Origin of the sequence: Streptococcus hillyeri, from assembly GCF_003686955.1 — a bacterium.
Taxonomy (GTDB): domain Bacteria; phylum Bacillota; class Bacilli; order Lactobacillales; family Streptococcaceae; genus Streptococcus; species Streptococcus hillyeri.
Map to the genome: position 1 here is coordinate 1 of NZ_RCVM01000012.1, position 22,482 is coordinate 22,482.

Annotated in this window: 21 protein-coding genes; 7 read left to right on the forward strand and 14 right to left on the reverse strand. The window is 39.0% G+C overall.

Annotated elements, in window-relative coordinates; genetic code table 11:
* Positions 1-828: 828 nt before the first annotated feature.
* From EAF07_RS06575 to EAF07_RS06585, 3 genes are all read right to left on the reverse strand, one after another.
* Positions 829-1,281 (reverse strand): deoxycytidylate deaminase, encoded by a 453-nt coding sequence (locus EAF07_RS06575; protein ID WP_121835799.1) that lies wholly within the window; start codon positions 1,279-1,281, stop codon positions 829-831.
* A gap of 10 nt (positions 1,282-1,291) precedes the next feature.
* Entirely contained in the window at positions 1,292-2,365 is a 1,074-nt protein-coding gene (locus EAF07_RS06580; RefSeq protein ID WP_121835800.1) for a M24 family metallopeptidase, read from the reverse strand.
* Between the two features lie 61 nt (positions 2,366-2,426).
* Positions 2,427-2,858 (reverse strand): hypothetical protein, encoded by a 432-nt coding sequence (locus EAF07_RS06585; protein ID WP_121835801.1) that lies wholly within the window; start codon positions 2,856-2,858, stop codon positions 2,427-2,429.
* 77 nt (positions 2,859-2,935) lie between these two features.
* Between EAF07_RS06585 and yaaA the strand changes: the two genes are divergently transcribed.
* Both yaaA and EAF07_RS06595 read left to right on the forward strand, forming a co-directional pair.
* Positions 2,936-3,649, forward strand: coding sequence for a peroxide stress protein YaaA (yaaA, locus tag EAF07_RS06590; RefSeq protein WP_121835802.1), 714 nt, complete (start codon positions 2,936-2,938; stop codon positions 3,647-3,649).
* Between the two features lie 69 nt (positions 3,650-3,718).
* Positions 3,719-4,198: a hypothetical protein gene (locus tag EAF07_RS06595; RefSeq protein WP_121835803.1), complete on the forward strand. Its 480-nt coding sequence runs from the start codon at positions 3,719-3,721 to the stop codon at positions 4,196-4,198.
* Positions 4,199-4,315: 117 nt separating this feature from the next.
* Here EAF07_RS06595 and dinB read toward each other — a convergent pair whose 3' ends face one another.
* Positions 4,316-5,410: a DNA polymerase IV gene (gene dinB, locus EAF07_RS06600; RefSeq protein ID WP_121835804.1), complete on the reverse strand. Its 1,095-nt coding sequence runs from the start codon at positions 5,408-5,410 to the stop codon at positions 4,316-4,318.
* Between the two features lie 230 nt (positions 5,411-5,640).
* Between dinB and pflB the strand changes: the two genes are divergently transcribed.
* The gene (gene pflB / locus EAF07_RS06605; RefSeq protein ID WP_121835805.1) at positions 5,641-7,968 is read left to right on the forward strand and encodes a formate C-acetyltransferase; all 2,328 of its coding nucleotides are present in this window, start codon (positions 5,641-5,643) and stop codon (positions 7,966-7,968) included.
* Between the two features lie 73 nt (positions 7,969-8,041).
* Here pflB and EAF07_RS06610 read toward each other — a convergent pair whose 3' ends face one another.
* Entirely contained in the window at positions 8,042-8,437 is a 396-nt protein-coding gene (locus tag EAF07_RS06610) for a single-stranded DNA-binding protein (RefSeq protein WP_121835806.1), read from the reverse strand.
* Between the two features lie 73 nt (positions 8,438-8,510).
* Between EAF07_RS06610 and EAF07_RS06615 the strand changes: the two genes are divergently transcribed.
* On the forward strand, positions 8,511-9,227 hold the full coding sequence (locus EAF07_RS06615) for a class I SAM-dependent methyltransferase (protein ID WP_121835807.1): 717 nt from the start codon (positions 8,511-8,513) through the stop codon (positions 9,225-9,227).
* A 76-nt stretch (positions 9,228-9,303) separates the two neighbouring features.
* On the opposite strand, the gene tig is transcribed toward EAF07_RS06615, so the two are convergent.
* Positions 9,304-10,587, reverse strand: a complete 1,284-nt coding sequence (tig, locus tag EAF07_RS06620) for a trigger factor (RefSeq protein ID WP_121835808.1) — start codon at positions 10,585-10,587, stop codon at positions 9,304-9,306.
* 95 nt (positions 10,588-10,682) lie between these two features.
* Here tig and EAF07_RS06625 point away from each other — a divergent pair, with 95 nt between their 5' ends.
* On the forward strand, positions 10,683-11,513 hold the full coding sequence (locus tag EAF07_RS06625; RefSeq protein ID WP_121835809.1) for a mechanosensitive ion channel family protein: 831 nt from the start codon (positions 10,683-10,685) through the stop codon (positions 11,511-11,513).
* 302 nt (positions 11,514-11,815) lie between these two features.
* Here EAF07_RS06625 and EAF07_RS06630 read toward each other — a convergent pair whose 3' ends face one another.
* The 4 genes from EAF07_RS06630 to truA form a co-directional block, all read right to left on the reverse strand.
* Entirely contained in the window at positions 11,816-12,379 is a 564-nt protein-coding gene (locus tag EAF07_RS06630) for a TIGR01440 family protein (RefSeq protein WP_121835810.1), read from the reverse strand.
* 91 nt (positions 12,380-12,470) lie between these two features.
* Positions 12,471-12,932 (reverse strand): ECF transporter S component, encoded by a 462-nt coding sequence (locus EAF07_RS06635; protein ID WP_121835811.1) that lies wholly within the window; start codon positions 12,930-12,932, stop codon positions 12,471-12,473.
* Entirely contained in the window at positions 12,919-13,683 is a 765-nt protein-coding gene (locus EAF07_RS06640; protein ID WP_121835812.1) for a bifunctional hydroxymethylpyrimidine kinase/phosphomethylpyrimidine kinase, read from the reverse strand. The genes EAF07_RS06635 and EAF07_RS06640 overlap by 14 nt, the downstream gene beginning before the upstream one ends.
* Positions 13,673-14,422: a tRNA pseudouridine(38-40) synthase TruA gene (gene truA, locus EAF07_RS06645; RefSeq protein ID WP_121835854.1), complete on the reverse strand. Its 750-nt coding sequence runs from the start codon at positions 14,420-14,422 to the stop codon at positions 13,673-13,675. The genes EAF07_RS06640 and truA overlap by 11 nt, the downstream gene beginning before the upstream one ends.
* 188 nt (positions 14,423-14,610) lie before the next feature.
* Here truA and pdxR point away from each other — a divergent pair, with 188 nt between their 5' ends.
* Positions 14,611-16,011: a MocR-like pyridoxine biosynthesis transcription factor PdxR gene (pdxR, locus tag EAF07_RS06650; protein WP_121835813.1), complete on the forward strand. Its 1,401-nt coding sequence runs from the start codon at positions 14,611-14,613 to the stop codon at positions 16,009-16,011.
* Positions 16,012-16,358: 347 nt separating this feature from the next.
* Positions 16,359-16,820, forward strand: coding sequence for a hypothetical protein (locus tag EAF07_RS06655; RefSeq protein WP_121835814.1), 462 nt, complete (start codon positions 16,359-16,361; stop codon positions 16,818-16,820).
* 131 nt (positions 16,821-16,951) lie between these two features.
* Here EAF07_RS06655 and EAF07_RS06660 read toward each other — a convergent pair whose 3' ends face one another.
* From EAF07_RS06660 to EAF07_RS06675, 4 genes are all read right to left on the reverse strand, one after another.
* The gene (locus EAF07_RS06660) at positions 16,952-17,623 is read right to left on the reverse strand and encodes an amino acid ABC transporter permease (RefSeq protein WP_121835815.1); all 672 of its coding nucleotides are present in this window, start codon (positions 17,621-17,623) and stop codon (positions 16,952-16,954) included.
* 93 nt (positions 17,624-17,716) lie between these two features.
* Entirely contained in the window at positions 17,717-18,577 is an 861-nt protein-coding gene (locus EAF07_RS06665) for a transporter substrate-binding domain-containing protein (RefSeq protein ID WP_121835816.1), read from the reverse strand.
* Positions 18,578-18,677: 100 nt separating this feature from the next.
* On the reverse strand, positions 18,678-20,126 hold the full coding sequence (locus tag EAF07_RS06670; RefSeq protein WP_121835817.1) for an amidase: 1,449 nt from the start codon (positions 20,124-20,126) through the stop codon (positions 18,678-18,680).
* Positions 20,127-20,338: 212 nt separating this feature from the next.
* Entirely contained in the window at positions 20,339-22,345 is a 2,007-nt protein-coding gene (locus EAF07_RS06675; protein ID WP_121835818.1) for a hypothetical protein, read from the reverse strand.
* Positions 22,346-22,482 lie beyond the last annotated feature (137 nt).

Sequence of the window (22,482 nt, forward strand, 5' to 3'; positions counted from 1 at the left end):
AACAGTAATCAAGAAATTTAAAAGGTCTTCCATAACAAAATCCTCCACTTTTATTATAGCGAAGGATTTTGAATTCATCCATGAAAGTCTTTTCTGTAAGCCATATTTTCTTCATGCGTTTGTCGTGTCAGAACTGAGAGATAGCTCTCATATTTGCTCAAAATAACATGTCAAGATGTGGAGAATTAATACGATGAGATCAGCTTTTCTACACTTAGGCTGTTATTTATATCTATGAAGCACCAGTGGTATTTTTTATTCACCCAATCCAATAGTTAATGTGGCAGCAACAGGATGATTTCAATTTTCATACATCAAAACTATTACTCTGAGCAAAACATGACAATCTCTCAAGAAAGATAAGCATTCCTATCACGTAATAACATAACAAAACTAAGTTATAAAAGTAGATAGAAAAAAGCAGGCAAAAGTCATCGTCATGGTGACTTCTGTCCGCTCTTTTTTATTAGAAAATATTCTTATACCTAACAAAAATCAAAAATTACTTTTTGTTTCTTTCTTAAAAGTGCGGACGCTCCTACGGAGTTTCATTGCTAGATTTGAGCTTATCTCTATCGCAGTAGATGATTGGATGTACTTGTCGACTACTCGACAACGGCCACCCTAATCATCCTTGCGGGGGAACTACTACGAAATTGACTTTCAATTTCTGTAGTTCTCCCAAAAATCCGTTCATATCGAGAGTTTACTCTCGATATGAATACCACTATAGCGAAAGAAACATGTTAGCCTCACTTCGTTCGGTAGTGCATCAAAAGTATTAGAGGTTCTAAAATGCTAATTTTGATTTTGGACGAGTATTAACGTTTACCTCTCTCCCAGATGAATACTTGGTACATCGTGCTGCACATAAGAGACACCTTTTTTCTCCATCAACTCAATGGCAAAGGGATGCGGCCGGTAATTCGATTTGTAGGTAATTTTGGTTATTCCGGCTTGAAGCAGCGCCTTGGTGCAGTTAATACATGGAAAATGAGTGACATAGACTTCTGTATTGTCTGTCGAAATGCCTTCTTTGGCACACTGGATAAGGGCATTCATCTCGGCATGAACCGTACGAATGCAGTGCCCATCTTCCATATAGTGTCCCGCTTCATTGCAGTTATCCGTTGCTGAAACACCGCCATTGTAACCTGTGGCAATGATTCGATTATTTTTCACTAAAACGGCACCAACAAAGGCACGATCACAGGTTGAGCGCTTTGAAATCAGCTCTGCATTTGCCATAAAATAATCTTGCCATGAAAGTCTTTCTTCCATAACTCCCCCCTTAAATAACAATGAGTTCTTTTGGTGCAAGGGTCAAGATTTCACAGCCTGTTTCTGTAATGAGTAGGTCATCTTCAATGCGAACACCATACTGACCTTCAAGATAAATACCTGGTTCATCCGTCAATATCATACCAGCCTTAATGGTTTCATCAGATTTCCCAAAATAGGGCTCTTCATGAATATCCAATCCAATACCGTGACCAATGCCATGGGTGAAGTAGTTACCATAGCCAGCATCAGTAATCACTTGACGAGGAATGGCATCAAAATCTCGATAAGTTAAACCAGCTTTGGCTTTTTCAATCAGAACTTTATTAGCACGTAAAACAAGGTCGTAAATCTCGCGTTCTTGGTCCGTCACCTGCCCTATATGAATGGTTCTGGTCATATCACTCACATAATGGTTATAGTAACATCCAAAATCAAGGGTCAAGGTCTCACCAGTTTCAATCACTTTATCACTGGCACGACCGTGAGGCATAGAAGAGCGGTAACCTGACGCTGCGATAGTTTCAAAGGAAATCCCTGACGCCCCATACTCTCTCATACGAAAATCTAAGAAATTAGCCACATCAATCTCTGTTGTTTGCCCTGGCTTGATAAAATCCAAAACATCCGTAAAAGCACGGTCAGAGATTGAACAAGCCTTACGAATCGTTTCAATTTCGATGGCATCCTTAATCATCCGTAGTTCTTCTGTAAAATTAGTCTGCGGAACTAACACAACACCCGAAAACGTTTCTTGCAACTGCTGATAATAGGCATAGCTGATTTGACTATCAAAGCCGAGACGAGAAAGACCATCTTCTGCTGCTATCTTAGCAATCTCAGCTAGGGGCGCTCTCGTTTCAATAATATCAAAACCTTGAACTGCTTTTTTAGCCATTAAACTATAGCGAGCATCCGTCAAAAAGAGACGTCTTTTGCCAGAAATATAAACTGTCCCAGCCGTCCCTGAAAAACCAGTTAAATAGTAGATATTCGTTAAATTAGTGACTAAAATCGCGTCAACATCGGTTTGAGCTAGTTTCGTTACAAAATTAGTAACACGCGCTTGAAGATAGGTTTGCATAGTTTCCTCCTTGGACATTTCGTTGTTTTTATTGTAACAGATTTTTGATGATTTAAAAGGTTTAATCCGTATTGTCGATGATTTTGACATCATCAGGTAAGGATTTTTCTTCAGTAGGAAGCGACTTTTCAGTCATTAGATGGGTTTGTGTCTCCCATGCGGCTATCTCATCTCCTCGTTCAATCTCATAATCCCAATTCATGTCTAACTCAAATTCTGCTCTGCCATTGACCGTAATCTTAAAATCGTAAGTGTGGCTTCCAAGTCCAAAGGAACCCACAGTAAACTCATCATACTGAATGGTTTTGACATCCTCATAGTGGTTGTAAATATAGAGGGCAGTTTGCTGAACTAGGATTTCTCGATTAAGGGCATCCTTTCTCTTCCCTTCCCAAGACCACAACAATATAAAAGCCAATAAGACTACAAATAACCCTAAAATCGTCAAACAGCCTACTTTGACACAACCTTTGGCATTCGTTTTAGTTTCCAATCAGGTATCTCCTTCTCCTAGTAGTATTCTCACACATCTTTTGTTAAACTTATTATATCACACCAAAGGAGAGCATTATGTCATTAACCTTTCTGATTCCAACAGCAAAAGAGATGAACATTCCCAAAGAGACTTTACCTCACCAGCTTTCTGAAAAAAGCTCCGCTATTGCCCAAGAAATGTCAGAACTATCTTTAGAGGAACTTGCGAAAGCTTACAAAATCTCAGAAACAGCTGCCCAAAAAGAAGCCACACGTTGGCAGGCTATTGTGGAAAATTCTGCACCTGCTTATCCTGCGACATCGCTTTTTAATGGTTTAATGTACCGACATCTGGATAAAAATGTCATCTCAAAGCAAAGCCCAGTTTATATCACCTCGTCGTTTTACGGAATCATTCATGCGCTGGAGCCAATAGCAGAGCATCGCCATGACTTTCATACCAAAATCAAGGTCAACAATCAGTCATTAAAAGAATTTTGGAGACCTGATTACGATGCCTTTGCCAAGCAACAAGAAACCATCGTGTCCCTGCTATCTAGTGAGTTTTTAGACATTTTTTCAAGTCACATCAAGAAACAATTGATAACAGTGACTTTTATGGAAGACAAAGACGGGCAACTCAAAACACACTCGACCATTTCTAAAAAAGCTAGAGGTGCCTTTCTCAGCCAGGCACTTGCCCAAGAGGCACAGACCGTCGCTGATTTGATGAAACTCACATTTGCTGATTTTCATTACCGCGAAGACCTTTCTTCTGAAAATCAATTAATTTTTGTGAAAAAAGCCTAACAAATCGTTACAAACACTTTCATTTTTGATATACTTGTATCATCAAAATAAGTCAAGGAGATTTTTTTAATGATTTCATATGAAAAAGTTCGTCAATCTTTTAAAACTTGGAACACAACAATCGGTGTTCTTTACATTTTAAATGCTGTTCTTTTCCTTTTTTCATTGCTAGGTGGAGCTGTGAATAAAATTATGTTGGAGAAACAACCTGAGGTTTATGCTAGTCTAGATGAGATTACCTTAGAGGCACTTCACCTTTCAACAACACCTTTTGCTCTTTTTACGTTTGGCTTGGGACTTATCGTTACCATTGTGATCGCTGTTTTAGCCCTTATCAATCGTAGTAAAGCTAATAAAAATTTAGACAGCCAAATTAGCTACACCGTCTACTATATCGGTATTGGATGGGCTGTTATCTCTGTTATTTTAGAATTTTTAATGCTGGGCACCTTATCTTTACTGTCTCCAATCTGGGTCTTGCTCTTTGGATTTTTCCATGTTTTCACACTCAGAAAAGCTCAAACACTGAAAGAAAAAGAAGAACAGTAACAAACAACTGTTTTTCCTACACACTGTAAAATAAAAGTGAGTACGATTTCGTTTTCAATGATAAAAACGGATCATACTCACTTTTTTGAATACTTTTAACCTTGTGATTACACCCAGTTAGATATCTAGAAGCACTTCATCATCTTCATCTTCTAGCCCTGTCACCGTCACTCCCAAAAGACGAATACCTAAGGGATTTTCCTCTAAACTATCGTAGATTTCATGGGCAACTCGCTCGATAATGCTAAATTCTTTAGTTACGACAGGTAGGGTGACACGCTTGGTCAGCGTTGAAAAGTCTGAATAACGCACTTTAATGACAACTATTTTTCCTGCTCTGCTATTGCTCTCCAAAACATCAGCTACCCGACGGGCATTTTTAGAAAGTTCTAGCTTGACATCTTCGATATCATAAAGCAATTTGCCATAAGTCCGCTCGCTTCCGATGGATTTTCGGATACGATTGGGCTTGACGGGACTATTTGAAATCCCCCTAGCCTTGCGATAAAGGTCGTAGCCAAAGCGACCAAAGGTATCAATTAAGGTCATTTCTGGAATTTGCCTTAAATCTTTACCTGTATAAACACCCATGTCATGGAGGCGTCCTACTGATTTTTTACCCACACCATAAAATTTTTCAATTGGCAATTTATCTAGGAAAGCCTCCGCTTCTTCTGGTAAAATCAAGGTCAAACCTTTTGGTTTTTCAAAATCTGACGCTAATTTAGCAAGAAATTTGTTGTAAGAAACCCCAGCAGAACAGGTGAGGTGAACCTCTTGCCAAATGTCATGTTGAATGAGCTTTGCCACTTTGATAGCAGATTTAATCCCTAACTTATTATCTGTCACATCAAGGTAGGCTTCGTCAATAGAAAGCGGTTCGACAAGGTCTGTGTAGCGCTTAAAAATCTCACGAATCTGCATCCCGACCTCACGGTACTTACTATAATTTCCAGAGATAAAAACCGCCTGTGGACAACGTTCATAGGCTTCTTTGCTGGACATAGCAGATCGAATGCCGTATTTTCTTGCCTCGTAATTACAGGTTGAAACCACACCACGTCCACCTGTTTCCAGAGGATTTTTAGCAATCACAACTGGCTTTCCTCTCAAATCAGGGTTATCCCTTTCTTCAATGGCAGCAAAAAAAGCGTCCATGTCAATATGAATAATTTTCCGTGATGTGTCATTGATGAGAGGAAAAATCAACACAAGCAATCGCCTTCTTTCTGTAAATACTACAACATTATTATAACACTTTTACATTTCTTTCATGTGTTTTCAAATTTATAGTACAGTTTATAAAAAATCAAATAACTGTATTACAAAAGAAAAGTCTTTTTGTCAAGTTTTATGCTTGCTGAAACCGTTTACTGTGTGATACAATGAATTCGTAAATTGTAACAGATGATTTTGTTACTAGAATTTTAAGGAGACCTATTATGGTAACTGTCAAAACAAACACTGATGTTTTTGAAAAAGCTTGGGACGGATTTAAAGGAACTGACTGGAAAAAAAAAGCTAGCGTTTCTCGTTTCGTTCAAGCAAACTACACACCTTATGATGGCGATGAGTCATTCTTGGCTGGTCCAACTGAGCGCTCACTCAAAATCAAAAAAATCGTAGATGAAACAAAAGCTGGTTATGAAGCTGAAGGACGTTTCCCAATGGATACACGCCCAACTTCAATCGCCGACATTGACGCTGGTTACATCTCTAAAGAAGATGAATTGATTTTCGGTATTCAAAATGACCAATTGTTCAAATTGAACTTCATGCCAAAAGGTGGTATCCGTATGGCTGAAACAGCTCTTAAAGAACATGGTTATGAGCCAGATCCAGCCGTTCACGAAATTTACACTAAACACGTTACAACTGTAAATGACGGTATCTTCCGCGCTTACACTTCAAATATCCGTCGTGCTCGTCACGCCCACACAGTTACTGGTCTTCCAGACGCTTACTCACGTGGACGTATCATCGGGGTTTACGCACGTCTTGCTTTGTACGGTGCTGACTACTTGATGCAAGAAAAAGTTAACGACTGGAACGCAATCACTGAAATCGACGAAGAAACTATTCGTCTTCGTGAAGAAATCAACATGCAGTACCAAGCATTGCAACAAGTTGTTCGCCTTGGTGATCTTTACGGTGTTGATGTTCGTCGTCCTGCTTACGATACAAAAGAAGCTATCCAATGGACTAACATTGCTTTCATGGCTGTATGTCGTGTGATCAATGGTGCGGCTACTTCACTTGGACGTGTGCCAATCGTTCTTGACGTTTACGCAGAACGTGACCTTGCTCGTGGTACTTACACTGAAAGTGAAATCCAAGAGTTTGTTGATGATTTCGTTATGAAACTTCGTACCGTTAAATTTGCTCGTACTAAAGAATACGATGCCCTTTACTCAGGTGACCCAACATTCATCACAACTTCTATGGCTGGTATGGGTAACGACGGTCGTCACCGTGTTACTAAAATGGACTACCGTTTCTTGAACACTCTTGATAACATCGGTAACTCTCCAGAGCCAAACTTGACAGTTCTTTGGACTGATAAATTGCCATACGCATTCCGTCGTTACTGTATGCACATGAGCCACAAACACTCTTCTATCCAATACGAAGGTGTAACAACAATGGCTAAAGATGGTTACGGTGAAATGTCATGTATCTCATGCTGTGTATCTCCACTTGACCCAGAAAACGAAGAACAACGTCACAACATTCAGTACTTCGGTGCTCGTGTAAACGTCCTTAAAGCTCTTCTTACTGGTCTTAACGGTGGTTATGACGATGTTCACAAAGACTATAAAGTATTTGACATCGAGCCAGTTACTGATGACGTTCTTGACTTCGATACTGTTAAAGCTAACTTTGAAAAATCACTTGACTGGTTGACTGATACTTACGTAGACGCTCTTAACATCATTCACTACATGACTGATAAATACAACTACGAAGCTGTTCAAATGGCATTCTTGCCAAGTCACCAACGTGCTAACATGGGATTCGGTATCTGTGGTTTTGCAAATACTGTTGATACTTTGTCAGCTATTAAATACGCTACTGTTAAACCAATCCGTGACGAAGATGGTTACATCTACGACTACGAAACAATTGGTGAATACCCACGTTGGGGTGAAGACGATCCTCGTTCAAACGAATTAGCTGAATGGTTGATTGAAGCTTACACAACTCGTCTTCGCAGCCACAAACTTTATAAGAACGCTGAAGCAACTGTATCACTTCTTACAATCACTTCAAACGTTGCTTACTCTAAACAAACTGGTAACTCTCCAGTTCACCGTGGTGTTTACCTCAACGAAGATGGTACAACTAACTTGTCACAACTTGAGTTCTTCTCACCAGGTGCTAACCCATCAAACAAAGCTAAAGGTGGTTGGTTGCAAAACTTGAACGCATTGTCAAGCCTTGACTTCTCATATGCTGCTGACGGTATCTCATTGACAACTCAAGTATCACCACGCGCTCTTGGTAAAACACACGATGAGCAAGTTGATAACTTGGTAACAATCCTTGATGGTTACTTCGAAAACGGTGGTCAACACGTTAACTTGAACGTTATGGACTTGAACGACGTTTACAAGAAAATCATGGATGGTGAAGATGTTATCGTTCGTATCTCTGGATACTGCGTAAACACTAAATACCTCACTAAAGAACAAAAAACTGAATTGACACAACGTGTCTTCCACGAAGTTCTTTCAATGGATGATTACGCTTCTGAAGTTTCAGGCAACTAATCCTGTTTCAGAAAAGTCATTCGGTGACTAAATAGAAAAAATCTAGGAAATCTATCCTAGATTTTTCTTATTCTTAAAATGGCAATTCCTCTTCTTCTAAGACCAAATCAGCCAATTCATCCGCTACATTATTTTCTCGCATAGCACGTTGGGCACGGCTTTCTAGCAACTGGAATCCATGACCTAACACTTCAGTCACATAGTGTTTCTGCCCTGCTTTTTCATACTGACGAGTCCGCAACTCACCATCTATGGAAACGAGGCTACCTTTTGACGCATAACTTGCAAGTGTTTCTGCTAGGCGTCCCCAGAAAACAACTTGGACAAAGTCTGCTTCACGTTCACCAGAACTAGACTTATAACGGCGATTAACCGCAATAGTTACTCGAGAAACAGCTTTATCTGTGGCAGTCTTAACCATTTCAGGATTGGACGTTAAACGCCCAATCATAATCACTTTATTGTACATGTTTTGTACCTCCTTACCTTACTATTCGTAAGAGAAATTAAAAATGTGATATAATGACAAAAAGGAGGATCAGATGTCTGTTAATTTAGAAACTTATAAAGAGATGTTAACACAGCCGTGGGGGAAAATCATGTATGAATTGATTTTTGCTCAGTTGGAAGGTATCAAAGGAAAAAGAATACTTGATTTTGGAGCTGGTTTCGGCTTGACTGCTCAGCATTTGTCCCAAGAAAATACCGTCACGGCTATCGAACCTAATGCCGATATGTTATTTGCTGATGCTGGGAAAAGCTTTACTAAAATCCATGGCTCATTGGATGCTTTGAAACAACTACCAAACGCACAATTTGATGCCATCATCTGTCACAATGTCATGGAATATATCCCAGAAGATGAGCGACCAAGCTATTTCAGTGAATTTGAGCGTTTGCTGGTTCCAGGCGGACAATTATCTCTGATTAAGCATAATCAAGTCGGTAAAGTCATGCAGGCTGTGGTTTTTAGCAACGACATCAATCTCGCTTTAGACTTATTGGACGGGAAAAGCTACGAGAGTCTCTCTTTTGCGAATGGAACAACCTATGATTTTGAGGATTTAAAAGAATATACCTCTCTCACTCTGCAAAACTACCGTGGACTACGCACCTTCTACGCCCTACAACCCAACTCCGTCAAATCAGAAGAGGGATGGTTAGACAACTTGCTTAAAGCTGAATTAGCTGTTGCTGATTTAACCCCCTATAAGGATATTTCTTTTTTACAGCACCTCACTTTAGTAAAAAAGGTATAGAAAAAATCTTCCACAATTGGAAGATTTTTTCGTTATCATGAAACGTGTCTAGATTAGCTCAACGTTTCTAAGATTCTTATTTAACTGTTGCAGTTGATGTGATTGTTTCAACAGCTTTTTTCATTGTGATATCATGGCGAAGCATGTCAGCTGAAAGAAGGCTACGAACTTGTTCAACTTCCATGTTGTACTCAGCTGCAAGGTCGTTAATTTCTTTTTCGATGTCTTCATCTGATACTTCGAAACCTTCTGCTTTAGCGATTGCTTCGATAACAAGGTTTGTTTTCACACGTTTATCAGCATCTGCTTCGTATTGTTTGTGAAGGTCATCTTGAGTTGTACCTGTGATTTGGAAGTACATTTCTGGTGAGATACCTTGACGTTGCATGTTGCCCATGAATTCGTTCATAGCGCGGTGAACTTCGTCGTGTACCATTTCTTCTGGTAATTCAACGATTTCAGCATTTGCTACAGCAAGCTCAATAGCTGCGCCTTCTACAGCGTCATCAAATGCAATTTCTTTAGCTGCTTCAAGTTCTTTGCGGTATTTAGCTTTCAACTCATCAAGTGTTTCAACTTCTTCGTCGATGTCTTTTGCAAGTTCGTCGTCAAGAGCTGGAACTTCTTTAGCTTTAACTTCGTTAACTGTTGTTACAAAGAGTGCTGCTTTACCTGCAAGATCTTCTGCGTGGTATTCTTCTGGGAATGTTACTTTAACTTCTACAGTTTCACCAGCTTTAGCGCCTACAAGTTGCTCTTCAAAGCCTGGGATAAATTGACCTGAACCAAGTTCAAGTGAGTGGTTTTCACCTTTTCCGCCATCAAATTCAACGCCGTCAACTGAACCTACGAAATCGATAACAACAGTGTCGCCATTTTCAGCCGCGCCGTCTTTAACAGCCAATTCAGCCAAGTTGTTACGCTCACGCTCAATTTTAGCATCAACTTCTTCATCAGTAACTTCTTTAGAAAGTTCTACTTCAACAGCAAGGTTTTTGTAGTCACCAAGTTTAACTTCAGGTTTAGTCACAACTTCTGCTGTGATTGTCCAGTCTTGACCTTTTTCCATTGATGTCACATCAATTTTTGGTTGTGCAACAACATCAAGTCCAAGTTCAGTAACAGCTGCTTCATAAGCTGATGGAAGGATGCTGTTCAATGCATCTTCGTAAAGCGCTTCTTCACCAAATTTTTGGTTAAAAATTGGACGTGGCACTTGACCTTTACGGAAACCTGGAACGTTCAAATCTTTTTTAATACGGTTAAATGCTTTATCAAGAGCTGGTTTGATTTGCTCTTGGCTAATTGTAAATGTGATGACACCGCGGTTAGTTGCTGTGTTTTCAAATGATACTGACATTAGTCATTCTCCTTAAAAAATGTTATACAGCTTAGTTTACCATATTTTATGAGTTTTTTAAAGTTTTTTACGTTACTTTTTGGTAAACTAGACGTATGAAAATTATCGAAAACTATCTTATTTCTTGGCACTTGGAGGAGCTAGGAACAAAGCTCGTCTCACTTCTTCTCTTACTCATCCTTTTTACGCTAACTAAAAAGCTCTGCCATTTTGCTTTTAAACATACCATCGAAAAATCCTTAACCTTTTCTCAGACTAAACCTGCTCGTCAGAAAACCTTAATCAAATTGATGCACAGCGCTCTTAATTATACCCTCTACTTCATTTTGATTTATTGGATGTTGACGATTATCGGGGTGCCTGTTTCAAGCCTGCTAGCAGGAGCTGGAATTGCCGGGGTGGCTATTGGACTTGGGGCACAAGGCTTCTTATCGGATGTTCTTAATGGTTTCTTCATTCTCTTGGAAAATCAATTCGATGTAGGTGAAACGGTTGAAATTGGTAGCATCATTGGGAATATTTCCAGTGTCGGTATTCGGACAACGCAAATCAGAGGATTTGACGGTACGCTTCATTTCATTCCAAATCGTAACATCACCATCGTCAGCAATAAATCGCGAGGTGATATGCGGGTACAAATTGATATTCCGATTTTTGCCCATAGCAATTTAGAAAAAATTGGGCAGATTATTCAAGCTATTAATGATGAACAATTGGAAAATTATCCTGAAATTGTCGGTGTACCAACACTCATTGGACCACGAACACTCCCAAATGGGCAATTCATCTATCGTGTGGATATTTTTGTTCAAAATGGTCAACAAAATCGTATCTACTCTCAATTTTTCAGACTGTATCAAGAAGGATTGGTGAAAGAGAATATTGCCTTACCTACAGCAAATACCTTTAGCACCTCACCAAAATAATAGACTAAAAAGGCTTAGAAGTCTCGTTTTAAGGACGAAACATTCTGAGCCTTTTTCTGTGTTTTATAGTCGAATGAATTAACTTTAATACTTAACAAAAATCAAAAAAAGCTAAAACACTATATTAGAGGTTCTAAATGCTAATTTTGATTTTGGAGGAGTATAAAACAAAGAGCTGTGACGCAGACATTCCAAAGGCTCCAATGGGGTCTTTGAGGCTCTGTAACTGGGGAAAACAGGGCTTTCCTAAAAAAGTACGGCAAGTCAAAAGTGACGATATATTAAATCTAGTTCAAATGACTTTAATTTTTCCTAATCTCGTCTTCTTGATAGAGAGCACGCGCACCGCCAATAAGTTTCGGACGACTAGCAAGAGCTGTCACATGGGCACCTCCTAATTCACGCTGAATCGGTCTTAACGGCACTTGAACACGTTTGACATGCATACCAATTGACGTATCTCCAATGTCAATTCCTGCGTGAGCAACAAGCTCTTCTACCTCAACTGGATTGGTCATATAATCAAAGGCTGCCAACTGCCCAGAGCCACCCGCATGTAGGCTAGGTAGGACATTAACAATTTCAAGATTGTATTGCTCTGCGACTTCACGTTCAACCACAAGAGCACGATTCAAGTGTTCACATCCTTGAACGGCTAGATGAATACCACGTTCCGTACAAGCGTCTAGAATCGTTTTCACAATAACTTGCCCGACTTCTCGGCTAGAATTTTTTCCAATCACACCACCTGCCACCTCGCTAGATGACAAACCCAGGACAAAAATTTGTCCTTTTTTAATAGCTGAGCGGTTAAGAATGTCTGTAATAATCTGTCTTGTTTCTTCTGCTAATTGCTTTAAATCCATCGTTCTCTCCCTTTTTAATATTATATCACGAAACATAAAAACCTACCGCTATTCTTCTAACGGTAGATCCGAACATATCGTGCTACTATTTTCATTTCACCTGCTCTACTGCTTTTACCAAAGTCAAGCCAACGAGAATACCAACCACATTTTGTAAGATATTAGTAATAATATCTGCCGTAGCGGCGGTGACATCATACATCACACTAGAAGCTACAAAATAGGTTGCTACCATAACTATCACAGATGAGAGAATCCCAAGGTAACGTTTTTTCCCAGTAAAACCTGCTAAATAGCCTTGACCTCCATGGGCAACCAAACTAATAAACATCCATTGTGGATATCCTGCAATCAAGTCAAAAAGAAAGCCTGATAGCCCTCCGACAATGGCGCCTTCCTTTTTACCCAGATGAAAAGCTGCGAAGAAAATGCCTGCATCTAATAAAGTGGTTACTCCCTTAACTGTAGGTATCTTGACAAAAAGTCCAAGAACGACGGTCAGAGCTGTTAAAATCGCTAACAGCGTGAGTTGTTTTGTTTTAGTTTGTCTCATACTGAATCACTCCATAATCGTCAGATTTTTGAATCGCCGCATGCACAAATGCTTTAGCATCACGAACAGCTTCCTGAGCTGTCTTATCAGCAACTAAATAGCTGGCAATAGAGGAAGCAAAGGTACAACCTGCACCGATATTGTTTCTAGCAATCACTGGACTTTCAAGGACAACCAACTCTGTTCCATCATAGAAAACGTCCGTTGCAACCGTATCATCCAGACGGCTACCACCTTTAATCACGACATTTTTAGCGCCAAGTTCGTACAGGGTTTTAGCGGCAACTTTCATATCGTCCAAGGTTTTGATACTGCTTTGGGTCAATAGCTCAGCTTCTACCAGATTTGGTGTGATAATGGTCACATAAGGGAAAAATTTGAGAAGTTCGTCACGCAAAGCTGAGACCTCAACATCGTGACTTTCCTTGCAGACCAAGACAGGATCTAAAACTACTGGAATATCTGCATGAGCCTTTACAAAATCCAATGCCTGCTCTGCTATTTCCACATTTGGAAGAAGGCCTAATTTAATCCCTGCAAAAGGGACATCCTTGAGGGAAGCCAATTGATGTGCAAAGATATTCGAGTCTGTACCAAAAACTTCAAAACCATTCTCAGTTATAGCAGTCAGACATGTCACGGCAACAAAGCCATGTAGTCCATTAACGGTGTAGGTGGTCAAATCAGCGTGAAGACCGCCACCACTAAAAATATCATTTCCTGAAATTGCCAAAATATACTTACTCTTCATAAGTGATCTCCTTTAGATACAGACCGTTTCCTGCTGCTGTTGGACCAGCTAAGTTGCGGTCTTTGGATTCTAAAACTGTTCGAATCTGACTTGTTGCCATGCGCCCATTTCCGATTTTCAGCAGAGTACCTACCATATTTCGTACTTGCTTATAGAGAAAACCATTACCAGAAAAGGTAAAGACTAGAAACCCTGTTTTGTCATCGACAACAACCGTCGCCTGAGTGATGGTGCGTACCTTATTTTGAACACTGGTTCCTGAAGCGGTAAAACCTGTGAAATCATGCGTTCCTACTAGGTCCTTGATGGCTTCTTGCATGAGAGCCAAATCCACTGGATAGGGATAATGGGTAGCGTAGTTGCGCATCATAGGATTTTTAGGACGACCGGTGTCCACTAAAAATTCATAGGTCTTACTGTGCTTATTGTAGCGAGCATGGAAATCATCTGGAACAATTGAAATCTCAACAATATCAATATCGTCTGGACACTGCGTATCCAAACCAAAGCGCAGTTTTTCCACATCGCGCAATTGAGGGAGGTCAAAATGAATGACCTGTCCATAGGCGTGAACACCTGCATCTGTTCGACCTGCACCGTGAATCGTGACAGGAACACCACTATTAAGCTTCAAAAGGGTCTTTTCAATTTCCTCTTGAACGCTCCGCGCATGAGGCTGACGCTGAAAACCTGAAAAATCTCTACCGTCATATGAAATAATCGCTTTATATCTTACCATGACTAGCATTATAGCAAGAAAACAAGCCCTGTGCAAATAAGACAAGCCCCATAGAGAGAGACTCATTATCCACAGAAATAGCATTACTGAACAGTTTTAATAAAAATTAATAGACTTATTCTAACAAAAACTGGTATGATATAAATAATCATTTTAGTCTTTTTTTAAGATGTCAAAAAGGAGTTTCTATGCTGACCTACAACCTCAACCCACATCAATCTGAACCACTTTATCAACAGCTTTATCTCGCCCTCAAAAACGATATTACCACCGCTAAACTCCGGGGACATGAAAAATTACCATCCAAGCGCAAATTGGCTAAACATCTAGGCTTGTCCGTCACAACTGTGGACACTGCCTACCAGCAATTGATTGCCGAGGGGTACCTTTACAGTAAACCAAATAGCGGTTTCTTTGTCTCTGATATTCAGCATGTCCTAATATCAACTGACTCCCCAATCAGACCAGTTTTCCACAAAACTACCAGTCCAGTTGTGGATAACTCCTTACTTGTTCCGGCCAAACCCTATCAGCACCAGCAAGATTTTCCCTTTAGCGTCTGGAGTAATTTACTCAAGCAGGTGCTTAATCAAGATTCCCATAAGTTACTGGAACCCGCACCCAGCGGTGGTGTTCAAGACTTGAAAGAAGCCATTGCCCAGCACCTCTATGACTTCCGTGGTATGCTTGTCTCTCCTGAGCAGATTATTATCGGAGCAGGCACCGAATACCTCTACTCCCTGATCAGTCAGCTCTTTGGTCCCAAGCAGCACATCGCCATTGAAGACCCATCATACAGCCGTATCGCTAAGGTTTACCTTTCCCACCAGATTCCTCTTACCTACCTACCAATTTCCGCCGATGGCATTAATCTTAAGGATTTGGAACAAAGCAGAGCAGATATTTTACATATTTCTCCCTCGCACCAGTTTCCCACAGGTCAGGTGTTACCTGTGAATAAACGCTATCAATTATTGGGGTGGGCTAGCCAAGCTGACAATCGTTACATTATCGAAGATGATTACGATAGTGAATTTCGTTTCAAGCACCGCCCCATTCCCAGCCTCAAAGAAATTGACCAATCCGACAAGGTTATCTACATGAATACTTTTAGTCGAAGTCTGTTGACCACGCTCCGCATTGCCTACATGATTTTGCCACCAAAGTTATTAGCAACCTTCCACGATAAACTGGGATTTTATTCACCGACCGTCTCCAATTTGGAACAGTACACCTTAGCACGATTTATCTCACAGGGATATTTTGAAAGACACCTGAGTCGCATGCGGTTGCGCTATCAGAAAAAACTTGAGTCTTGTCATCAGACCATCAAAAAAAGCCCTCTCAAAGACAAGATTACCATTACAGAGGACCATTCAGGGTTGCATTTTGTTTTGGTTGTCAAAACAGATTTAAACGAAAAAGATTTAGTCAAAAACTGCCGTCAGAAGGGTATTCTCTTAAGCCCCTTGAGCGACTTTGCCCACAACAAAGCTACGGTTCCTCAAAATCACTTCGTCATTCAATACGCTAATATGACCACAGAGGAATTTGTTCATTTGGTAGCTACTTTGGAAGAGGTTTTGTAACCAATCCTATTGTCTTATATTTCCAAAATCAATTCATCTAGACACTCAAAATCGTGATGACATTATCCACAGTAAACCTCTCACTAAATTTACTTCCTGCTTATATAGGCAGCTCATATTCGTCTACAAAAATGCTCCTAGGCTCAGCCTTGTTTTCATCTAAACAGAACTTGATTAACACGATATTCTCAAAACATAAACGAAGTTTCTTAATATATTATTAACAACATAAACATAAGATAAAGATAAGCCAAAGATTTCACAAAAGTTGCTAGAACAGTATTTACACAATGACCTCCATTCGTTATAGTAACATTATCATAATGTTATTTAAGGAGGGCACTGACATGAGTGCAAAACAAAATCATTTCACTAAAAAGGCAATCACATTACTAGGAACTGCCTTAACAGGCTTAACATTGGCAGGAGCTTTGACCATTACAGAAGCAAAAGCTATTGCTATCCAAAGTTCACAGCAAACTAATCCAGTTACTCAAGCCAAGGAACAACTCTATCAAACCCTGCAAGAACGTAGCTTTAGATATTTTAACAATGGTAAAGATTTAGCGGAAGTTCACAACGGTATTATGGCTGTATTTGAAATTGAATATGAAACTTATAGAGATTACGACCTTTCTAATCATTCTGGCTCAAAACTAGATGAAGCTACTTTTTATAAGACAATCAATGACAATTTGAATAAAGACCCTGAATTGAGCTATATTCTAACCGAAGAACAACACTACAAAGTATTCGAAGGAATTTATCCTAAAGGAGCTTTACTAATCTCTAGAAGTTCTAGTCGCTAAACAGCGTAAAAAAATGCTAAAACAGCTTTTCAACTGACGAAAAGCTGTTTTTGTTTGTAATAGGAAACATTTTCACCTTCTAGACAAAATGTGTACAAAGTCAATTCATCTCAGAAAGCTCATCTTGGCAATCAGTAAGTATGGAGTTTCTTTTCCCAGATACCTTGTCCCAAGGCATAGAAGGTGGCGATGAGCCAGTAGATAAAGGCAACACAAATGTAGACAGTCATATAATCTGATTTGGCACCGCCGACAATTTTTGCCTTGTTAAAAATCTCAGGGACTGTAATCATGGCTGTGAGCGAGGTTGATTTAATCATGTCCAGAAAGACATTGCTAAGCGGTGGCAGAGCAATGCGAAAGGCTTGTGGAATAATTATCTTACGATAAATGACTGACGTCGGCAAACCTAGCGAGCGCGCAGCTTCCCATTGGCCTACATCAACCGCTGCTAGGGCTGAGCGGATAATCTCTGAAATATAGGCACTAGACATGGCTGTAAAAGCAATGATAGAGGCGACGATGGCATCTAATTGAATTCCCATAAATGGCAGACCAAAATAGATAAAGAAAAGCAGCACCATGAGGGGAACTCCGCGCATCAAGGATACATGCCAAATTGCTAGATAACGCAGAGGCAAGACTTTTGACATCCTTATCAGAGCAACGAAAAAGCCACAGAAAATCCCCAACCCAAATCCAATCAAAGACAACGCTAGCGTATAAGGCAATCCTTGAAGAATATCAGGAATCGCTTCTAGGGCTAATTTGGGGTCGAAAATCGCCTGCCAATTGATAGACATAACTACACCTTTCATTTTTAAGAGTAAGAAAGAGGTTGGGACACTCCCTGACCTCTTTAGTGGTTATTACAAACAAGTCAAATGTAGAAAACCTTAGTCAATATTGACTACTGGTAATTTGTCGGCATCTTCGGCAGGTTTTGTCAAATCTTGACCAGCATAATGCGTTTCAGAGATTTTCTTAAGCGTGCCGTCTTCTTTCATTTCTGTGATGACCTTATCAAGTTCTTTTTTTAGACTGTCATCTTTTTTGCTCATGACGATTACAGATTCGTTAGGATTATACTTAACATTTCCCATTTTAACTTTGATATCTGGGAATTTTTCCGTAATCACTTTTACTGCGATGACTTGTGTGTAGTAGTCGTTTGGAATAAAGTCTGTACGACCTGTAGACACATCACGAAGGTACACGTCATTGGTCACGTTATCGTAAATCACTGGTTCTGCGCCTTGTTTTTCAGCAATTTTCATAAAGGTCGTTCCAGCGCCACCACCAGCTTTTTTCCCTTTCCAGTCTGAAAGGTCTTCTGCTGTGATGTTTGATGAGCCATCTTCACGGACAATCATCCCGCTCACAGAGTATTTGTAAGCCTCTGAAAGGTTGTATTTTTCACGACGCTCTGCTGTTGGGGTAAGGTTGTTGACCGACACATCAACTTTTCCTGAGTCTACTGATGTCAAAGCTTCCGCAACACCGATTTCTTGGTATTCAATCTCAAGATCGAGACGTTTACCAATTTCATTCATCATGTCAATTTCATAACCAACAAGTTTTTCACTGTCGTCATGATATGATGTTGGGAAAAGCGTCCCTGGAGTTGCAACTTTAAGGACACCAGCTTCTTTGATTTTATCCCATTGTGTTTGTTCAGCTTTTTCACCATTAGATGAGCACGCCGTCAATACAAGGGCAGAAAGCAAGGCTGCTGAGGTCAACAACTTTTTAAACATTTATGATTCTCCTATTCTTAGCTGGTCTTTGGCGACCAACTCCCTAACTTTATCACAATCACTTTGACAAGACAACTATTTTAACCTGAAAATGAGGCGTTTACATTTTCAGAAAATGATTTTCTTCAAGCTGTGCGGCAAGGGTTAAGAGTAGGTCTTCACGCCCCTTGGCTGCTGCTAATTGCACACCTATTGGTAAGCCATCTTCTCTCTCAAATGTTGGCAGGGAAATAGCTGGTTGCCCCGTCAGATTCTGCAACTGGGTAAAAGGTGTCCAAGCTAAGCTGTGTTCAAACATTTGCCAAATCAAATCTTGCTGGTCAAGCATTGAAAAAGTATCCATTTGTCTGAGGTTTTCTTGCAAAGTTTTGGAAAGCGTAAATTGTCCATGTTTTGGCGCCACGTCTGCTACCGTTGGGGTTAATAAAAGATCATATGTTTGATGAAAATCAGACATGACGGCACTATACCTATCCCAATCCTGTAAGACTTTTGAATAACGTTTGGCTGGAATGGTTTGCCCACTTTGGTAAATCGCCCAAGTCATCAATTCCATGTCATCAATGGTCATTGGTCTTTTAAAAGATTGTTCAATCTCATCAAACATTTGTGCGGTTTCCACACCGTTCATGAGGTAATAAGATTTCATGACTTCAATACCATCTACAGGAAGACTATCTAGCTGAACAACTTTGTGTCCCAGTTGTTTAAGAGTATCTACTGCTTCTAGTACCGCTTGTTGAGCTTCCTTAGAAACTGATGTCCCAATTGGTGATTCCAAACAGTAAGCAATCGTCAAGGGCTCTGCTATTTTTCCAAAAAGAGATGCCTGAGAAAGCATAGGGAGAGGAAAAGGACTCTCTAGCTGGCAAGTCTGCATGCCATAAAGAAGGGCTCTGGTATCACGGACAGACTTGGTGAGGGCAAAGTGGCTAGAGGCTCCTTGCCAGCCTCGGTAGGAGGAAGGTCCCACAGGCAGACGCCCACGTGTAGGCTTCAATCCAATCAAACCATTAAAGCTTGCTGGGATACGGATAGAACCACCCCCGTCAGAAGCTCCAGCTATTTGAACCATCCCAGAAGCAATAGCTGCTGCCGCACCACCAGACGAGCCACCAGCATTACGCGTATAATCCTTAGGAAGGTTAACCGAACCATGAAGCTGACTATCTGAAATGTTTTTAAAGCCAAATTCAGGGGTATTAGTACGACCTAGGACAATAAAACCTAGTTCTTGAATTTTCTTAGTATAGTAATCATCATGACTAGCACGGTAGTGGGCAAATAACCTTGAACCTGATGTTGATAATTGTCCTACTTGATTTTGCCCTAAATCCTTAAGTAATATTGGTACACCTGCAAATGGCACTTTGGTATCTGTCAGCGCAGTCGCTTTTTCCAAAGCCTCATCAAATTGTGTTGAAACGACGGCATTCAACTCTGGATTGAGTTTTTCAATTTTCTCAATTGTTTCAAGAACTAATTCCTTTGCAGATATTTTTCCAGACTTAATCGCACTTGCTTGTTCTGTCGCATCTTTCCATGTCATCGCTTATTCTCCTTTCTTGTAGCCTATCATGAAATGAAAAAATCAGCAAGAATTTCTTCTTGCTGATGGGTTATAGCGATATAACCTTTTACTATCATATCTTTCAGATTTATTGTTCTACCCTTTAATTTAACTTTATATGATATGGCGAGACCAAAAATGTCCTCAACGAATTTTTATTCCTTTTGTCACACCCTTGAGATAACTCTCATCTATTCCTTCATTTTGTTAATGTTAATTTCATATTTTCCTAAATCTCCATTTTGAATCAGTTGGATTGTATATTTTTTCCCTTTATTGAGTTCAAATTCGTTTCTATAGTTCCCACTAATTGGATTATCATACTCATCAAGTACAGCAATATCAGCAACATCATTTGTCAAAGAAATGGAATAACTGCTCGTAGCGGATGGAATGAATCTATAGTTGTGTACCTCTTTTGAAAAACTCATTTCATCTGTTAACGTTGTTTCTTGCAAAATATCGCGTTCAGGTTTGGCATAACCTATTTTAAGGATATAATTAGTCAAACCTTTTTCTTGATGCACTGAAATCACATATTCTTCATCTTTTTCCAAAGCAACCGTTGTAGAGGATTGATAAGAAGATATTTTTCCTAACTCTTCTTTTAGTTTATTTGAAATGACTACAGATAGGTCAGTGTCTGCCATTTTATCAGTAATTCCAAATCCATAAATTCCTTTTTCTGGCGCTTTAAAGGTATAGTGATTCACTTGATCTATAAATTCAATACTGTCTTTAACTTTAGTATAATCATCTACTTTCTCGATAGGTTTTTGAACTCCAATATTTAAGGTATAGTTACTCAACTCATAACTTGAATAATGACGCACTCCTAATGTATACGTTTCATGCTCTTTTAGTTCAAAAGTGAAACCTTCATACCCTACTCTATCTAATTTATTACCTAAACCATCTAGGACATAAACCTCAAAACTTGAACCTGCAACAACATCTGATAATTCGAAGTGATAACTCCCATTTCTTGCAACAGTATAAGAATAAATATTTGCTTGCCCAGGAAAAACAATAGAGTCTTTCACAGTCGTACCTTTTGATATATCTAATATTTTCTTAGCAACAGTTACTTTCAAACGATATGATAAATCAGATCCACTTCGAGCAACTTTTATTTTATACGTTTTTCCAGCTTCTAACTCTACTCCTTTTCCCTGCATGTCAAGTTGTGCAATTTGTTTACCTGACTCATCTAGTAAATCAACATCTAAATAACTTCCCTGCTTTATATCTAAAAGTTCAAAATAATATATACCTGTATTAGGCGCAATATAAGAATATTCTTTTTCCTTTGCCTGTTCTGTTACTGTATCTTGTCCTTCTCCCGGAAAGTAAACAACTTGATTGACTTCATTTTCAACAACTTCTTCATCTAATAAAGGTTTTACAACTAAAGTTTTTTCTTTCTTCTTAATTTGTTTGCTTTCTAATTTAGTAGCTGATAAAGATGTTGATACCACTTTACTCTCTTTATTTCTATTAAATCCAAAAATTTCAGTAACCTGTTGATAGCCCACTGTCAAAAGAACAATTAGTGCCACATAGAACAATAATTGAAACTTGTACTGAAAAATGAAAGAATGCAAAAATGAAAGAAGCCATTTTATCAAATAAAAAGGTAATAATAAAATATTAAAAAGTTTATTTTTAGAATTTCCTCTAAATACATTTTTAAAGTAGTCCTTGATTACAATCCCTTTATAGCTATTTTTCAAAGCCAAAAAGTCCATGATATTACTTTCTCTAATTAAACTAAAGATGGTAATAGGAATTGTCAACCAAACTGCACTAAGCACAGAAACTTTATCAATGAAATACAATTGAACAATTGTCGGAATTATCAAACTTAAAACAACTAAAATTAACTCATTAAAAAACTTGGAAATTTTAAGATAGTAAGATTTCATAAAAGCTATCTTATACTCTTCAAAATCAATTTTTTCTGATGAAAATTCTGTTGCTAAATTTTCCTTAACTTGTTTACTCTTTAAAATATCATCTTTTATCACTTTTAGATCTACAAAATTTTCTAAAGCTTCATCATCAACAAGAACATTAATCTGTTCATTTGTGATTCCTGTATCTTTATAGACTCTCTCTAAAAAATTCTTAGTTGCCAACTCAATATTATTCTCTTCACGAAAAATTTCAATAGATTTTAATATTTTTGAAACTGCCATAATACCTCTCCCTATATTGTCCTAAAACTGCTTTGTAAATATTCTCACATATTTTATCAAATATTTCAATCACTTCTGACAAAATACTATACAGACACCTGTATAAATTCTAATGTTGTTTGAAAAACATACAAAAA

Coding starts and splice junctions, on each gene's coding strand:
- truA (WP_121835854.1), bottom strand. CDS start 14,422: ATGGTAAGATATAAAGCGATTATTTCATATGACGGTAGAGATTTTTCA.
- EAF07_RS06635 (WP_121835811.1), bottom strand. CDS start 12,932: ATGAGACAAACTAAAACAAAACAACTCACGCTGTTAGCGATTTTAACA.
- EAF07_RS06655 (WP_121835814.1), top strand. CDS start 16,359: ATGAGTGCAAAACAAAATCATTTCACTAAAAAGGCAATCACATTACTA.
- EAF07_RS06670 (WP_121835817.1), bottom strand. CDS start 20,126: ATGACATGGAAAGATGCGACAGAACAAGCAAGTGCGATTAAGTCTGGA.
- EAF07_RS06630 (WP_121835810.1), bottom strand. CDS start 12,379: ATGGATTTAAAGCAATTAGCAGAAGAAACAAGACAGATTATTACAGAC.
- EAF07_RS06580 (WP_121835800.1), bottom strand. CDS start 2,365: ATGCAAACCTATCTTCAAGCGCGTGTTACTAATTTTGTAACGAAACTA.
- EAF07_RS06615 (WP_121835807.1), top strand. CDS start 8,511: ATGTCTGTTAATTTAGAAACTTATAAAGAGATGTTAACACAGCCGTGG.
- EAF07_RS06610 (WP_121835806.1), bottom strand. CDS start 8,437: ATGTACAATAAAGTGATTATGATTGGGCGTTTAACGTCCAATCCTGAA.
- tig (WP_121835808.1), bottom strand. CDS start 10,587: ATGTCAGTATCATTTGAAAACACAGCAACTAACCGCGGTGTCATCACA.
- pdxR (WP_121835813.1), top strand. CDS start 14,611: ATGCTGACCTACAACCTCAACCCACATCAATCTGAACCACTTTATCAA.
- pflB (WP_121835805.1), top strand. CDS start 5,641: ATGGTAACTGTCAAAACAAACACTGATGTTTTTGAAAAAGCTTGGGAC.
- EAF07_RS06575 (WP_121835799.1), bottom strand. CDS start 1,281: ATGGAAGAAAGACTTTCATGGCAAGATTATTTTATGGCAAATGCAGAG.
- EAF07_RS06625 (WP_121835809.1), top strand. CDS start 10,683: ATGAAAATTATCGAAAACTATCTTATTTCTTGGCACTTGGAGGAGCTA.
- yaaA (WP_121835802.1), top strand. CDS start 2,936: ATGTCATTAACCTTTCTGATTCCAACAGCAAAAGAGATGAACATTCCC.
- EAF07_RS06640 (WP_121835812.1), bottom strand. CDS start 13,683: ATGAAGAGTAAGTATATTTTGGCAATTTCAGGAAATGATATTTTTAGT.
- EAF07_RS06665 (WP_121835816.1), bottom strand. CDS start 18,577: ATGTTTAAAAAGTTGTTGACCTCAGCAGCCTTGCTTTCTGCCCTTGTA.
- EAF07_RS06660 (WP_121835815.1), bottom strand. CDS start 17,623: ATGTCTATCAATTGGCAGGCGATTTTCGACCCCAAATTAGCCCTAGAA.
- EAF07_RS06595 (WP_121835803.1), top strand. CDS start 3,719: ATGATTTCATATGAAAAAGTTCGTCAATCTTTTAAAACTTGGAACACA.
- EAF07_RS06675 (WP_121835818.1), bottom strand. CDS start 22,345: ATGGCAGTTTCAAAAATATTAAAATCTATTGAAATTTTTCGTGAAGAG.